This window comes from Streptomyces sp. NBC_00096 (assembly GCF_045041305.1).
Lineage (GTDB): Bacteria > Actinomycetota > Actinomycetes > Streptomycetales > Streptomycetaceae > Streptomyces.
The window spans coordinates 5,100,455-5,114,889 of sequence record NZ_CP108221.1 but is presented as its reverse complement, the minus strand read 5'-3'; the positions used below and the strand labels follow the sequence as shown (position 1 = coordinate 5,114,889).

Sequence of the window (14,435 nt, the reverse complement as noted above, 5' to 3'; positions counted from 1 at the left end):
CTCCGGCGGCGCGGGGGGCCGCCGGACGTGCGAGAGGGGCCCGCTCACGGAAATCCGTGGGCGGGCCCCTCTCGTGGTCCTACGAGCTCAGCGGTGCTTAGCTGAAGGAGTCGCCGCAGGCGCAGGAGCCCGTGGCGTTGGGGTTGTCGATCGTGAAGCCCTGCTTCTCGATGGTGTCCACGAAGTCGATGGAGGCACCGTGCAGGTACGGGGAGCTCATCCGGTCCGTGACGACCTTCACACCGTCGAAGTCCTTCACGACGTCACCGTCGAGGGAGCGCTCGTCGAAGAAGAGCTGGTAGCGCAGGCCGGAGCAACCGCCGGGCTGGACGGCGACGCGCAGCGCCAGGTCCTCGCGGCCTTCCTGCTCCAGCAGGGTCCTGACCTTCTCGGCGGCGGCGTCGGACAGGAGGATGCCGTCGCTCACAGTGGTCTTTTCGTCCTGTACGGACATCTGCATTCACTCCCGAAGTGGGCGGCTCCCCACCCATGGCGGGGAAACGTCGGACTCTTGCCGTCGGTGGCAACGAGCGGGACCGCGGATTCATTCCGCGACCCGACGCGTGTTTCAGAAATTCCATGCTCGCACACCCCCGCGCGGTGGCGACCCCGCGCAGCGGGCGGGCGAATTCGTCACATCGACACTATCGGCATCGTCAAAGTGACGTGAACCAGTTATGATAGATAGCGTCAAATAGACGAGAAGTCGAAGCGATGGCTTCAGAAGTCCCTTGTCGCAGAACAGAAAGGGTGCGTGTCGTGACCACCGCCCAGCCTTTGGACAACCAGCCGTTGGACGTCCAGCCGACGCCCCTTGCCCTGCTGCTGCTCGGCCGCGAGGCCGACCCCAAGAGCGAGCGCGGGGTGGAGTGCCCCGGCGACCTGCCCTCGCCGTCGGACCCGAACCTCGTGGCGCGCGCCCGCGCCGCGAAGGAGAAGCTCGGGGACAAGGTCTTCATCCTCGGCCACCATTACCAGCGTGACGAGGTCATCGAGTTCGCCGACGTCACCGGCGACTCCTTCAAGCTCGCCAAGGACGCGGCCGCCAGGCCGGAGGCCGAGTACATCGTCTTCTGCGGCGTCCACTTCATGGCCGAGTCCGCGGACATCCTCACCTCGGACGACCAGAAGGTCGTCCTGCCGGACCTGGCCGCGGGCTGCTCGATGGCCGACATGGCCACCGCCGAGCAGGTCGCGGAGTGCTGGGACGTACTGACCGAGGCCGGCATCGCCGGCAGCACGGTCCCCGTCTCGTACATGAACTCCTCGGCCGACATCAAGGCCTTCACCGGCAAGCACGGCGGCACGATCTGTACGTCGTCCAACGCCAAGAAGGCCCTGGAGTGGGCGTTCGAGCAGGGCGAGAAGGTGCTCTTCCTCCCGGACCAGCACCTGGGCCGCAACACCGCCGTCCGCGACATGGGCATGTCCCTCGACGACTGCGTGCTCTACAACCCGCACAAGCCGAACGGCGGCCTGACCGTCGAGCAGCTGCGCGGCGCCAAGATGATCCTGTGGCGCGGCCACTGCTCCGTGCACGGCCGCTTCTCGGTCGACTCGGTCAACGACGTGCGCGCCCGCATCCCCGGCGTGAACGTGCTGGTCCACCCCGAGTGCAAGCACGAAGTCGTGGCGGCCGCGGACCACGTCGGCTCGACGGAGTACATCATCAAGGCCCTGGAGGCGGCCCCGGCCGGTTCCAAGTGGGCCATCGGCACCGAGCTGAACCTCGTACGCCGCCTGGCGAACCGTTTCGCCGCCGAGGACAAGGAAGTCGTCTTCCTCGACAAGACGGTCTGCTTCTGCTCCACGATGAACCGCATCGACCTCCCCCACCTGGTGTGGACCCTGGAGTCCCTGGCCGAGGGCAACCTCGTCAACCAGATCCAGGTCGACAAGGAGACCGAGAGCTTCGCCAAGCTCGCCCTGGAGCGGATGCTCGCCCTTCCGTAACCTCCCCGGCGACGCCGTGCCACCGTGACGCCCGAAGGGCCGCCCCCCACAGGAGGGGCGGCCCTTCGGTGTGTCTACGGGTACGGAGCGCGGTTACGGCGTCCCGAGCTGGAAGGTGACGAAGCCGCCGTACCAGCCCGCCGCGACACCGACGATCAGCAGGATCGGCGCCAGCGAGCTCCACTTGAGCCGGCTCAGGGCGATCGCCACGGCGATCCACAGCGGGAAGGCCGGGAGCAGGTAGCGCGGCACGTTGGAGACGATCTGCTGGCTCGTGACGGTGGAGACGATGGTCAGCAGGGTGAAGACGATCAGGACCGCCGGCGGGCGCAGCCGGAAGAACAGGATCAGCAGCACGGGCAGCATGACGAGCATGATGAGGCTGAAGATGTCCGCGATGCCCCAGGCCCACAGGTAGTGGTAGCGCCCGATCATGATCTCCGGGATGGCCTTCAGCATGAACCGGCCGCCGTCGAAGTAGTGCTCCCAGGCGCGCTGGATCTTGAAGTAGCCGCCGAGGTCGCCCATCTTGTGGCCCACCCAGAGGATGTAGCCGAAGAACGCCCAGGGGGCGATGAGCATCGCGGTCAGCGGACGCGCGATCCCGTCCCGGCGCCTGAACAGCGCGATCAGCGCCGCCAGCCCGACGGCTCCGATGATCGCCGCCGCCGTCGGCCGGCTGAAACCGCTGACGAACGCGAGCACACCCGCCGAGATCCACTGCCTGGTCATGACGCAGTAGCAGGCCCAGGCCGCCAGGGCCACGAACAACGAGTCCGTGTACACCGCCCATTCGACTCCGGAGCCGGGAAGCAGGGCCCAGAGTCCGGCCGCGATCACGCCCGCCTTGGGCGTGCTCATCAGCGAGACCACCGCGTAGATGCCGGCCGCGGCGAACAGGGACGCCACCACCGAGACGAGGATGCCCGCGCCGAAGACACCGAGACCGGTGACCTCCGAAACCCCTCGCATCAGCCCGGGGTAGAGCGGGAAGAACGCGGCGGAGTTCGGGACGACCTCCACGTTGGGCCCCAGCACCTGCGGGTGGTACCCGTTGGCGGCGATGTCCAGGTAGTACGCCCCGTCCCACGTGCCCAGGACGTTCCACGGCCGGGCGCCGCCACCGGTGCCGAGGGGCCGCTTGCGGTACTCCGCCGAGAAGTGCAGCAGGTACATGAAGAAGGCGAACCCGCTCAGTTTCACCGTCGCGTAGACGGCGATGGCCGGGCCGAACCGGTTGGCGTGATGCCGCATCCGCGACGCCACGCCTCCCGGTTCGTTCACAGGGCGGCCCGGCTGACCCGACGGCCTCGCGGTGTCCGTGGTCGGGGCGGATATCGCGCTCAACATAGTCCTTAACGGAGGTCGTGGATGGGCCGGGCAGTCGACCGGGCCCCGAAATCCTACGTCATCGGACACCGCGGCGACCTCGGCGCAAGACCTCCGGGGGCCCCGACGGCACCGGCTCCCAAGACGAGGATCAGGTCTTGGGAGCCGGTGCCGGGCCCGTGCGCCGGATCGACCGGCGGCGTCCCCGCGGGGCCATCGGGGCGCGTGCGTACGGTCAGACCTTGGCCGGGGTCTCGTCCTGCGTGGAGGCGGACGGGGCGGGGACCACGGTCAGGCGGGCCGTCTTCTTCGCGCGGCGGCGCTCCTTGCGGAGCTCCAGCATCGTGTAGAGGGTCGGCACCAGGAGCAGCGTCAGCAGGGTGGAGCTGATCAGGCCGCCGATGACGACCACCGCGAGCGGCTGCGAGATGAAGCCGCCCTCGCCCGTGACGCCCAGCGCCATCGGGAGCAGCGCGAAGATCGTCGCCAGTGCCGTCATCAGGATCGGGCGCAGGCGGTGGCGGCCGCCCTCGACGACCGCCTCGACGACTCCGTAGCCCTGCGCCCGGTACTGGTTGACCAGGTCGATCAGGACGATCGCGTTGGTCACCACGATGCCGATGAGCATCAGCATGCCGATGAGCGCCGGGACGCCCAGCGGGGTGCCGGTGATCAGGAGCAGACCGAGCGCGCCGGTGGCCGCGAACGGGATGGAGACCAGCAGGATCAGCGGCTGGACCAGCGAGCGGAACGTCGCGACCAGCAGCATGAACACGATCGCGATGGCGGCGAGCATCGCCAGGCCCAGCTGCCCGAAGGCCTCGCTCTGGTCCTGCCCCACGCCGCCGATGGTGGCCGTGGCGCCCGCGGGCAGGTCCAGGGCCTTGATCTTCGACTGCAGGGTGGCGCTGACGGCGCCCGTGTTGTCGCCGACCGGCTTGGCGGTGATGGTCGCGGCGCGGGCGCCGTCGATCCGGGTCATCGCGACCGGGCCGGGGACCTCCTTGACCTCGGCGATGTCACCGAGCTTGACCGGGCCCACCGGCAGCGCCTGCAGCTGGGCCAGGGTGGTGGCCGGCTGCGCGGAGCGGATGACGATGTCCCGCTCGGTGTTGTCCAGTACGGCCTTGCCCGCCGGGTTGCCCCGTACGGCCTGGCCGACGACGGCGGCGAGCGCCGTCTGGTTCAGGCCGAACTCCGCGGCCCTGGGGGTCGCGGTGACCGAGATCCGGGGCACGGACTGGGACAGGTCGCTCTGCACGTCGGTGACGTCGGAGATCTTGGCGACCTCGGCGCGGACCTGCTCGGAGGCCCGGGCGAGGACCCCCGCGTCACCGGCCTTGACGACGACGCTGAGGTTCTGGCTGCCGAAGCCGTCGCCCGCCGCGATGGTGGTGTCGCCGATGCCGTCGAGCCCCTTGAGGGCGGTCTCGATGTGCTTCTTGGCGGCGTCGGTGTCGTCGGAGCTCTTCAGCGTGACGGCGTACGAGGCCTGGTTGGAGCCGGTGCCGCCGCCGAAGGCGGCCATGAAGCCGGAGGAGCCGACGGTGACCTGGTAGGTCTCGACGCCCTCGGTCTCGGACAGGACCTTCTCGACCTTGCGGCTCGCCTCGTCGGCGGCGGCCAGCGAGGTGCCCGGGGGCAGGACCTGCTTGACGTTCAGGGTCTCCTGCTCGCCCTGGTCGAAGAAGTTCGTCTTGAGCAGCGGGGTCATGCCCAGCGTCGCGACGAGCACCACGACCGCGACGACCAGGGTGGTCACCCGGCGGCGGGTGACCAGGCCCAGGGCCCGTACGTAGAACTGCTGGAGCTTGCTGCGGGACTCCTTCTCCTCGGCCTCGCGGCGCGCCTTGTCGATGCTCGCGGCGTCGCCCTCGACGACGCCCTTGGGCGCGCGCAGGAACCAGTACGAGAGCACCGGCACGACCGTCAGGGACACGATCAGCGAGGCCAGCAGGGCCGCGGTGACGGTGATCGAGAACGGGCCGAAGAACTGGCCGACCATGCCGCCGACGAAGGCGATCGGCAGGAAGACGGCGACGGTGGTGAGCGTGGAGGAGGTGACCGCGCCGGCCACCTCCCTGACCGCGGTGATGATCGCGCTCTGGCGCTCCTCGCCGTAGCCGAGGTGGCGCTTGATGTTCTCCAGGACCACGATCGAGTCGTCGACGACCCGGCCGATGGCGATGGTGAGCGCGCCGAGGGTCAGCATGTTGAGGGACAGGTCGCGGGTCCACAGCACGATCAGCGCGAGGACGACGGACAGCGGGATGGAGACCGCGGTGACCAGCGTCGAGCGCAGCGAGCCGAGGAAGACCAGGATCACGATGACCGCGAAGAGCAGGCCGAGCAGGCCCTCGGTGGTCAGGCCCGAGATGGACTTGGCCACGGCCGGACCCTGGTCGCTGACCACGGCCAGGTCGGCGCCGGAGCCGAGGGTGGAGCGGAGCTCGGGCAGCTTGTCCTTGACGGCGTCCGAGATGGCCACGGCGCTGCCGTCCTTGTCCATGGTCAGGACGAGGGCGAGGCTGGGCTTGCCGTTGGTGCGGGTGATGGAGTCGGCCTTGGCCGGCTCCTGCTTCACGCTCGCCACGTCACCGAGGCGGACGGCGGGCTTGCCCGGTCCGGCGGTCAGGCGCAGGTCCTCCAGCTGGGCGAGCGAGGTGTAGCCCGAACCGACGCGCACGGTGCGGTTCTTGCCCGCCTCGTCGAAGGAGCCGGCCGGGACGGTGGCGCCGCCCGCCTGGAGGCCCTGGGCCAGCGCGGCGCCGTCGAGTCCGGCCGCGGCGAGCTTGGCGTTGTCCGGGGTGACGGTGACCTGGAGGTCCTGGACGCCGTTGACGCTGACCTGGCCGACGCCCGCGATGTCCTCCAGTACGGGGACCACGGACTTGTTCAGCTGGTCGGCCAGCGCCTGCTGGTCCTTGTCTGAGGTGACGGCGAGGATCACGGTCGGCATGTCGTCGGTCGAGCCGGCGATCACCTGCGGGTCCACCTCGGCGGGCAGCCGGACGCGGGCCCGGTTGACGGCCTGCTGGACGTCGGCGACGAGCTGCTTGGTGCCCTCGTCGCCGTAGTCGAAGGTCGCCATGATGACGGCGTTGCCCTCGCTGGCGGTGGAGGTGATGCCGGTGATGCCGTCGACGCCCTTGAGCAGGGCTTCGATCGGCTCGACGACCTGCTTCTCCACGACGTCGGGCGAAGCGCCCTGGTACGGCGCGAGCACCGAGACCATCGGCAGGTCGATGGAGGGCAGCAGCTGCTGCTTGAGCTGCGGGATGGCTATGGCGCCGAAGAGGAGCGCGACGAGCGACACGAGGCCGATCAACGCCCTTTGGGCCAGGCTGAAGCGGGACAGCCGGAACATGGGTATGGGGATCTCTCTGCAGGAACGTGAGTGGCGTCTACGAGGTCGTGTCGTCGGGCACACCCGATGGCACCCCAGCCTCTCCCGCACGCGGGCGACCCGGCGTCGGCCCCAGGTCCCGTCCTTACCCCGGGCATACCGCGTCCGCAGTAGGCGGGCCTACTCCGCCCTGGGCCGGACTAGTCCCGATTCGTACGCGATGACCACCAATTGGGCACGGTCGCGGGCGCCCAGTTTGGACATGGCCCGGTTCACGTGGGTCTTGACCGTGAGCGGGCTGACTTCCAGCCGGCGGGCGATCTCGTCGTTGGACAGGCCCGCCGCCACGAGTACGAGGACCTCGCGCTCGCGTCCGGTCAGCGCGGCGAGGCGCTGCGCGTGGGCGGCGCCCGAGGCGGGGGTGGCCCCGGCGCCGCCGCCCTGCGCGAGGAAGGTGGCGATGAGCCCCTTGGTGGCGGCCGGGGAGAGCAGCGCGTCGCCGGCCGCCGCGACGCGGATGGCGTTGAGCAGCTCCTCGGGCTCGGCGCCCTTGCCGAGGAACCCGGAGGCGCCCGCCCGCAGGGCCGCGGCCACGTACTCGTCGACCTCGAAGGTGGTCAGCATCACCACGCGCACGTCGGCCAGTTCCGGGTCGGCGCTGATCAGCCGGGTGGCGGCCAGGCCGTCGGTGCCCGGCATCCGGATGTCCATGAGCACGACGTCGGGCCGCAGCCCGCGGGCCAGCTCGAAGGCTTGCGCCCCGTCGGAGGCCTCCCCCACGACGCACATGTCGGGCTCGGAGTCGACGAGCACCTTGAACGCGCTGCGCAGCAGCGCCTGGTCGTCGGCGAGGAGGACGCGTACACGTCGTGCGGGGACGGCTTCGGCAGGCTGGGTCATACGGTCAGAGTAGGCACGGGGGCCCGGCGGGGCCGCCACGGGCCCGGCGCGATCCGGGGCGACCGCCTGGGTCGTCTCTTCCGGAGCTCGTCGCCTGCCAGCATCCGGAAGAGACCGCCTAGGCGAGCGGGAGGATCGCGTGGACCCGGTAGCCGCCGCCGTAGCGGGGGCCTGCGAAGCAGGAGCCGCCCAGGGCGACGGCCCGCTCGCGCATGCCGAGCAGTCCGTGGCCGCCGCCCGGCTCCCGGGGTTCCGGCGAGGGGTCCGCCGCGGAGCCGCCGTCGTCCAGCACGGTCACCTCCACGGAGCCGCCCACCCGGACCACGCTGACCTCGGCGCCGGCCTCCGGGCCCGCGTGCTTGCGGACGTTGGTCAGCGCCTCCTGGATCACCCGGTACGCCGCCAGGTCCACGGCGGCGGGCAGCGGGCCCTGCTCCTGGCCCAGTTGCAGCATGACCTTCACCGGGAGGCCGGCGTTGCGGAAGGTGCCGACGAGGTCGTCCAGGACCGCCAGACCCGGCGCGGGCTCGGTCGGTGCCTCCGGGTCGCCGGACTGGCGCAGCAGCCCGACGGTCGCCCGCAGCTCGTTGAGCGCCGAGCGGCTGGCGTCCCGTACGTGGGCCAGGGCCTCCTTGGCCTGGTCCGGGCGCTTGTCCATGACGTGCGCGGCCACTCCCGCCTGCACGTTGACCAGGGCGATGTGGTGGGCCACCACGTCGTGGAGGTCCCGGGCGATGCGCAGGCGCTCCTCGGCGACCCGGCGCCGGGCCTCCTCCTCGCGGGTGCGCTCGGCCCGTTCGGCCCGTTCCCGGATGGCGTCGATGAACGCCCGGCGGCTGCGCACCGCGTCGCCCGCGGCCGCGGCCATGCCGGTCCAGGCGAAGATGCCGATGTTCTCCTGTGCGTACCAGGGCAGCGGGCCGGCCAGCATGGCCACGCCCGTCAGCCCGGCCATGGTGACGAGGCCGACCTTCCAGGTGGTGGGCCGGTCGGTGCGGGAGGCCAGCGTGTACAGGGCGATGACCGTGCACATGGCCACGGGGGCCCGCGGTTCCCCGGTGGTCAGTTCCAGCAGCGAGAGCCCGATCGTCACGGCCAGCACGGCGCGCGGGCGCCGGCGCCGCAGCACCAGGGCGGCGGCGCCGAGCACCATGAGCACCAGGGAGAACGGGTCGGGGGTGCGGGTGCCGAAGGTCGGCCCGTGCGCCCCGTGCGGGTTGGCGAAGGACCCGACGACCATGGAGACGAGTGCCCCGAGCGCCAGTGCGGCGTCGGTGGCCAGCGGATGGTCCCGCATCCACTGCCGCGTGGGGGCGAACGGCCCGAGGTGTGTCGTCACCCCGATACGGTACGGCCCCGCGCCCGCTCTCAACCCCGGGGCGGCGGTGCGGGAGGGGTCGAGGGCGGGGTTGCGGGAGGGGCCGAGGGCGGGGTTGCGGCCGGGGGCGCGGGCGGCGCGGCGGGCGGCGCCGCGGGCGGGCGCTGCCCCAGCGGGGTGCGGGAGCGCTCCGGGCCCCACTTGGCGCGGACGAAGCAGACCGCCATCACCGAGGCGATGGCCGCCAGGTGTTCCTTGCCCGCCAGGTTGTCCTTGAAGAGCAGCTCGCCGATCATCACCACGATGACCACGGACCCGGTCACGTACGCCCGGTAGCGCCAGCAGACGTAGATGGCGAGCCCGACCACCGCCGCCGAGGGCCCGGTGTCGTTGACGATCTTGTCCGAGACGGGCAGGCCGAAGGGGTGGTCGGCGCCGAGCGAGAGCCCGATCCGCGCGTACGTGGTCCCGGCCAGGGTGGCCACGTAGCCGATGGCCAGCGTGCGCCACCAGCCGATGCAGATCTCCGAGATGCCGAAGACGAGCAGGATCTGGGCGAGCGCACCCCACACCGGCAGGTCCAGCGCCGGTACGAACAGCGACAGGGGGGTCCGCAGCAGGGCCAGCCAGAGCGGGTCGACGGCTTTGACCGACCCGAGGTTCTGGACCGGCTGGAAGCCCCATGACGTCTGCTGCACGATCTGGAAGACCGAGGTCAGGCAGACCGCGCCGATGGTCATCGGGATCGCTCGCCACTTGTCGTGGACGAGCGCGTCCCGGACCGTCCAGTACAGGGGCCCCCACTCGCGGCGGGCGAACCGCCGCAGTGAGGCAGTCGTCAACGCTTGCTCTCCAGATGTCTGCGGTGCATCCACTTCGGCAGCCCGGGTGCTTCCAGGAAGCCCTCGGCCCGGCCCGCCGCGATGCCGATCCGCAGCAGGTCCGAGCTCTTCTCGAAGAGCATGAACCTCGGTTCCCAGATCGGCCGGTATTTGGCGTTGGCCCGGTAGAGGGACTCGATCTGCCACCAGCGCGAGAAGAAGCTCAGCAGCGAGCGCCACATCCGCAGCACGGGACCGGCGCCGAGCTTCGACCCACGCTCGAAGACGGATCGGAACATGGCGAAGTTGAGCGAGACTTGTGTGACTCCGATCTCCTTTGAGCGTTCCAGGAGTTCGATGACCATGAACTCCATCAGACCGTTCTCGGAATCCCGGTCGCGGCGCATCAGGTCCAGCGACAGTCCCTTGGGGCCCCACGGCACGAAGGACAGCACGGCCCGCAGCCGGCCCTCCCCGTCGAAGCACTCCAGCATCACGCACTGGCCGTCACCGGGATCGCCCAGCCGGCCCAACGCCATCGAGAAGCCGCGCTCCGTCGCGCCGTCGCGCCAGTCGTCGGCGCGCAGCAGGAGCACGTCCATCTCGTCGAACGGGATGTCGGCGTGACGGCGGATGCGGACCGTGTACCCGGCCCGCTTGACGCGGTTGTAGGCCTGGCGGACGGTGCGCATGGCGCGGCCCTCCAGGGTGAACTCGTCGGTCTCGACGATGGCCTCGTCGCCCAGTTCCAGCGCGTCCAGTCCGTGCCGGGCGTAGATCTGCCCGGCTTCCTCGCTCGCGCCCATCACTGCGGGCACCCAGCCGTGCTCGCGGGCCTCGGCCAGCCACGGCTCGATGGCGCCGGGCCAGGCCTCGGGGTCGCCGATCGGGTCGCCGGAGGCCAGTGAGACCCCGCCGACCACACGGTAGGTGACCGCGGCCTTGCCGGTCGGGGACCAGATGACGGACTTCTCGCGGCGCAGCGCGAAGTAGCCGAGGGAGTCGCGGTCGCCGTGCCGGGCGAGCAGGACGCGCAGCTTCTCCTCGTCCTCCTCGCCGAGCGGGTCCACGGCGCGGCGCGAGCGGAAGGCCGCGAACAGCACGGCGAGCAGCAGCAGCGTCGACATCACGTTGATGGTGACGTCCACCCAGCCCGGGGTGGTGATGGAGTTGTACGCCTTGTCGTCGGGGGCCAGGGTGACCAGCCGCATCACGCCGTACCGCCAGCGGGCCAGGAAGGTGGCGTCGGCGGCGTCCGGGTCGGTGTTGGTCGCGCCGACGATCAGCGCGGCGGCGAGCGAGGTCACCAGCAGGCCGACGGAGGCGACCAGACTGGCCAGCAGCGGGTTGGAGCGGTCACCCTTGGCGTAGAACTCCCGGCGGCCCAGCAGCAGGGCGCCGACGAAGAGGGCGGTCAGCCCGAAGGCCACCCAGTTCTGGGCGTGGCCGCGGAACTCCGGGTAGCAGAACTCGTACGTGCCGCCCGAACACGGGGTGAAGGAGGCGACGGCCGCCATGAGGAAGGCCACCAGCAGCAGTCCGCTGAGGACGAGGTTCAGGATCCAGGCCGCCCGCTTGCGGCGGCCCATGGTGACGGTGAGCAGCAGCGAGAACGCCGCGGAGGCGAAGCCCGCCGTGAGCAGGTACGGGGTGTAGAAATCGGCGGTGCTGTGCCGGCGCAGGTCCTGCCCGAGCGAGAACCACACCGCACTGAGCAGGTTGACGAAGGTGACGGCGCGCAGGTACCAGACCACGAAGGTGGCGCTGCGCCTCGATCGGAGGCTTCCCCGCCCACCCTCCCGGGTGTTCCCCTGGCCGGGCCCCTGGCCGTTCCCCTGGCCGGGCCCCTGGACCTTGTCCTGGCGGCCGCCCCCTGGTTTGCCGTTGCCGCTCGGATCCCCACCGGTTCCTCGGTCGGTCTTCCGCTCGGTCTCTGCGCTGGTCAAACGGACCTCTCCCATAAAAAGCGATGATATGGGGCATCGCGGTCCGAGCTCGGCTGCCCCGGGGGCCACGGCCCGGTCAGGACTGCGGGCCCCGGTGACTCATTCGGCCGGCTCGGCTGCCCTCTCCGGGAGCTCCGCCGCGAGTGCGGCGGCCGCCTGGACGAGGGGCAGTGCCAGCAACGCCCCGGTTCCTTCTCCCACAGTGACGCCGTGGTCGAGCACCGGGTTGAGCGCCATCCGGTCCAGGGCCTTGGCCTGGCCGGGCTCCCCGCTGGCCTGCCCGGCCAGCCACCAGTCCGGGGCCCGGAAGGCGGCCCGCTGGGCCACCAGTCCGCAGGCCGCCGAGACGACCCCGTCGAGGATGACGGGGGTGCGGCGCACCGCGCTCTGGAGCAGGAAACCGGTGATCGCGGCGACGTCCGCACCGCCGACGGCCGCCAGCAGCGCGACCTGATCCCCGAGGACGGGCCGGGCGCGTCGCAGCGCGTCGCGGATCGCCGCGCACTTGCGCATCCAGGTCAGGTCGTCGATCGGTACGCCGCCGCGGCCGGTGACCACGGAGGCGTCGGTGCCGCACAGGGCGGCGACGAGGGTCGCGGCGACGGTGGTCCCGCCAACGCTCAGGTCCCCGAGGACGACCAGGTCGGTCCCGGAGTCGGCTTCCTCGTCCGCGATGCGGATCCCGAGCCGCAGCGCGTCCGCGGCCTCCTCGGCCGTGAGCGCGTCCTCCACGTCGATCCGCCCGCTGCCGCTGCGCACCCGGTGCTTGGTGATCTCCGCCGGCAGCAGCGCCGGGTCGCACGCCAGGCCCGCGTCGACGATCCGCACGGAGGCGCCGAACCGCGCGGCCAGGATCGCCACCGGGCTCTTCCCGTCCAGGACGGAGCGCACCAGCTCGTGGGCGCTGCCGGCGGGCCGGACGGACACCCCCTCGGCGGCGATCCCGTGGTCGGCGGCGAACAGCACGACGCGCGGACGCACGATCGGCTGGACCGGCACCCGTCCCTGCGCGGCGGCGAGCCACTCGGCGAGTTCGTCGAGCCTCCCCAGCGCTCCGGCCGGCACGGCCTGCCGTTCACGGCGTTCCTCGGCGTCACGCCGCACGCCCCCGTCGGGGCGCTCGATCAGATCGGAGAAGTCGTCGAGATTCAGCGTGGTCATCTGCCAGAGCGTACAGCGGCCCCCCAACGGGCCCGAACGGCCTCGGCGGTCGGGCTCCGGCCCCGCATCACGGGGCTACTCCTTCAGCACCAGCGCCAGGCCCGCGACCACCAGCAGCACGTGCTCGCACTCGCCGGCGACCCCCGAGTTCAGCCTCCCCAGCTCGTCGCGGAAGCGCCGCCCCGACGCGGTCGCGGGGACCACGCCCGAACCGACCTCGTTGCTGACCAGCACCACCGGGCGGCGGGTCGCACGGACGGCTGCCACGAGCTCCTCGGTCCGTTCCCGGAGCTCCTTGGCGCCCCGCTCCGCCCAGACCGCGTCGTCCCACGCCCCCACCCGGTCCATCGCGTCCGTCAGCCACAGCGCCAGGCAGTCGATCAGCAGTGCGGGCCCCTCCTGCGCCAGCAGCGGCACCAGGTCGCAGGTCTCCAGCGTCCGCCAGGACGAGGGCCGGCGCTCCCGGTGGATACCGATCCGCGAGGCCCACTCGGGGTCGCCCTCGCGCGTACCGCCCGTGGCGACGTAGACGACCTCCGGGTAGCCGGCCAGCCGGCGCTCCGCCTCATGGGATTTGCCCGACCGGGCGCCGCCCAGCACCAGGGTCCGGCGCGGGACTTCGGGCAGCGCCCGGTACTCCCCGGCCACCACCGTCGTCCCGTCCGGCAGCGCCCGCGCGCCCGCGGCCGCGCACCGGCGCTGCAGTTCCGCGCCCGGCGGGGTGTCGTGGTCCAGGTGGACGGCGATCACGTCCGTGGCCGGGCCCACCGCCCCGCCGGCCCGCAGCCGCGCCAGCGCTTCGGGCCGGCCGAGCACATCCGCGAGGACCACGTCGTACGGGCGCCGGCCGCTGCTCCCGTTCACCCCGGCGGGGGCCCCGCCGGGCGGCAGGTACAGCATCCGCGCGCCGTCCGGCCCGGTCACCTCGTACCCGGTGCCCGGGGCGTCCATCGCCACCGCCCGCACCCGGTGCCCGGAGATCACCGCGAGCTCCCGCCCGTCCGGCACCCGCCCGGCCGCCGGCAGCCCCGGCGGCAGCTCGACCGGCGGGCCGTCGTGCGGGTGCGTCAGCAGGACCTGGCGCACGCCGGCCAGCGAATGCCCCGCGCGGGCCCCCGCGAGCACCGCTCCGGGGGTCAGGTCGAGCAGCAGCGCCCCGTCCACGAGCACGGAGGTGGCGGCGCGCGACCGGGGCCCGACGCAGACCGCGCAGACGGCGCAGGGACAGCCGGGGCGGGGCAGTCCTTCGGGTGTGCCGGTGCCGAGCAGAGTGAGTTCCACAGGATGATCCTCCCGCGTCGCCGGGACTGCTGCGCGCCCGGTTAGTCTGCGGGCACACTCAAGGCGAGAAGCGTGTGAGACGCGGACGAGCAACGGAGGCGGACATGGCGTGGACGTGGCGGTTCGAGACGGCCGACGGCAGTGAGACGAGCCCGTCGGTGGTGCCGGAGGAGTTCACCACGCAGGGGGACGCCGAGTCGTGGATCGGCGAGTACTGGAAGGAACTGCTGGAGGGCGGCACCGAGCAGGTGAAGCTGTCCGACGACGGCGGGGTCCAGCTGTACACGATGAGCCTGCGCGCGGCCGCCGAGCTCTGACCCGGGCATACGGGAGCCCGGACCCCTTCGGGGGCCCGGGCTCTGCCGTATGTACGGGGTACG

General features: G+C 71.7%; 11 protein-coding genes. 2 read left to right on the top strand and 9 right to left on the bottom strand.

Going from position 1 to position 14,435, the window contains the following annotated elements; translation table 11 throughout:
* Positions 1-97: 97 nt before the first annotated feature.
* The gene (erpA, locus tag OG904_RS22545; RefSeq protein WP_214949940.1) at positions 98-454 is read right to left on the bottom strand and encodes an iron-sulfur cluster insertion protein ErpA; all 357 of its coding nucleotides are present in this window, start codon (positions 452-454) and stop codon (positions 98-100) included.
* A gap of 296 nt (positions 455-750) precedes the next feature.
* On the opposite strand from erpA, the gene nadA reads away from it, so the two are divergent.
* Positions 751-1,953 (top strand): quinolinate synthase NadA, encoded by a 1,203-nt coding sequence (gene nadA / locus OG904_RS22540; protein WP_405493710.1) that lies wholly within the window; start codon positions 751-753, stop codon positions 1,951-1,953.
* Between the two features lie 93 nt (positions 1,954-2,046).
* On the opposite strand, the gene OG904_RS22535 is transcribed toward nadA, so the two are convergent.
* From OG904_RS22535 to OG904_RS22500, 8 genes are all read right to left on the bottom strand, one after another.
* Positions 2,047-3,207, bottom strand: coding sequence for a hypothetical protein (locus OG904_RS22535; RefSeq protein ID WP_405493708.1), 1,161 nt, complete (start codon positions 3,205-3,207; stop codon positions 2,047-2,049).
* A 310-nt stretch (positions 3,208-3,517) separates the two neighbouring features.
* On the bottom strand, positions 3,518-6,649 hold the full coding sequence (locus tag OG904_RS22530; protein WP_405493706.1) for an efflux RND transporter permease subunit: 3,132 nt from the start codon (positions 6,647-6,649) through the stop codon (positions 3,518-3,520).
* Between the two features lie 159 nt (positions 6,650-6,808).
* Positions 6,809-7,528, bottom strand: a complete 720-nt coding sequence (locus OG904_RS22525) for a response regulator (RefSeq protein WP_405493704.1) — start codon at positions 7,526-7,528, stop codon at positions 6,809-6,811.
* A 118-nt stretch (positions 7,529-7,646) separates the two neighbouring features.
* Positions 7,647-8,825, bottom strand: a complete 1,179-nt coding sequence (locus tag OG904_RS22520; protein WP_405498195.1) for a sensor histidine kinase — start codon at positions 8,823-8,825, stop codon at positions 7,647-7,649.
* A 71-nt stretch (positions 8,826-8,896) separates the two neighbouring features.
* Positions 8,897-9,688, bottom strand: a complete 792-nt coding sequence (locus OG904_RS22515) for a hypothetical protein (RefSeq protein ID WP_405493702.1) — start codon at positions 9,686-9,688, stop codon at positions 8,897-8,899.
* Positions 9,685-11,421, bottom strand: a complete 1,737-nt coding sequence (locus OG904_RS22510) for a phosphatidylglycerol lysyltransferase domain-containing protein (protein WP_405498193.1) — start codon at positions 11,419-11,421, stop codon at positions 9,685-9,687. The genes OG904_RS22515 and OG904_RS22510 overlap by 4 nt, the downstream gene beginning before the upstream one ends.
* Before the next feature lie 291 nt (positions 11,422-11,712).
* Entirely contained in the window at positions 11,713-12,774 is a 1,062-nt protein-coding gene (cobT, locus tag OG904_RS22505) for a nicotinate-nucleotide--dimethylbenzimidazole phosphoribosyltransferase (protein ID WP_405493700.1), read from the bottom strand.
* Positions 12,775-12,849: 75 nt separating this feature from the next.
* On the bottom strand, positions 12,850-14,055 hold the full coding sequence (locus tag OG904_RS22500) for a bifunctional adenosylcobinamide kinase/adenosylcobinamide-phosphate guanylyltransferase (RefSeq protein ID WP_405493698.1): 1,206 nt from the start codon (positions 14,053-14,055) through the stop codon (positions 12,850-12,852).
* A gap of 104 nt (positions 14,056-14,159) precedes the next feature.
* Between OG904_RS22500 and OG904_RS22495 the strand changes: the two genes are divergently transcribed.
* Positions 14,160-14,372 carry a hypothetical protein gene (locus OG904_RS22495; protein WP_405493696.1) on the top strand — a complete coding sequence of 71 codons (213 nt, stop codon included), beginning with the start codon at positions 14,160-14,162 and terminating at the stop codon, positions 14,370-14,372.
* Positions 14,373-14,435 lie beyond the last annotated feature (63 nt).

Bases quoted from the DNA above. Each gene is read 5' to 3' on its own strand.
- erpA (WP_214949940.1), bottom strand. From the start codon at position 454: ATGTCCGTACAGGACGAAAAGACCACTGTGAGCGACGGCATCCTCCTG.
- OG904_RS22535 (WP_405493708.1), bottom strand. From the start codon at position 3,207: ATGCGGCATCACGCCAACCGGTTCGGCCCGGCCATCGCCGTCTACGCG.
- OG904_RS22530 (WP_405493706.1), bottom strand. From the start codon at position 6,649: ATGTTCCGGCTGTCCCGCTTCAGCCTGGCCCAAAGGGCGTTGATCGGC.
- OG904_RS22525 (WP_405493704.1), bottom strand. From the start codon at position 7,528: ATGACCCAGCCTGCCGAAGCCGTCCCCGCACGACGTGTACGCGTCCTC.
- OG904_RS22520 (WP_405498195.1), bottom strand. From the start codon at position 8,825: ATGCGGGACCATCCGCTGGCCACCGACGCCGCACTGGCGCTCGGGGCA.
- cobT (WP_405493700.1), bottom strand. From the start codon at position 12,774: ATGACCACGCTGAATCTCGACGACTTCTCCGATCTGATCGAGCGCCCC.
- OG904_RS22495 (WP_405493696.1), top strand. From the start codon at position 14,160: ATGGCGTGGACGTGGCGGTTCGAGACGGCCGACGGCAGTGAGACGAGC.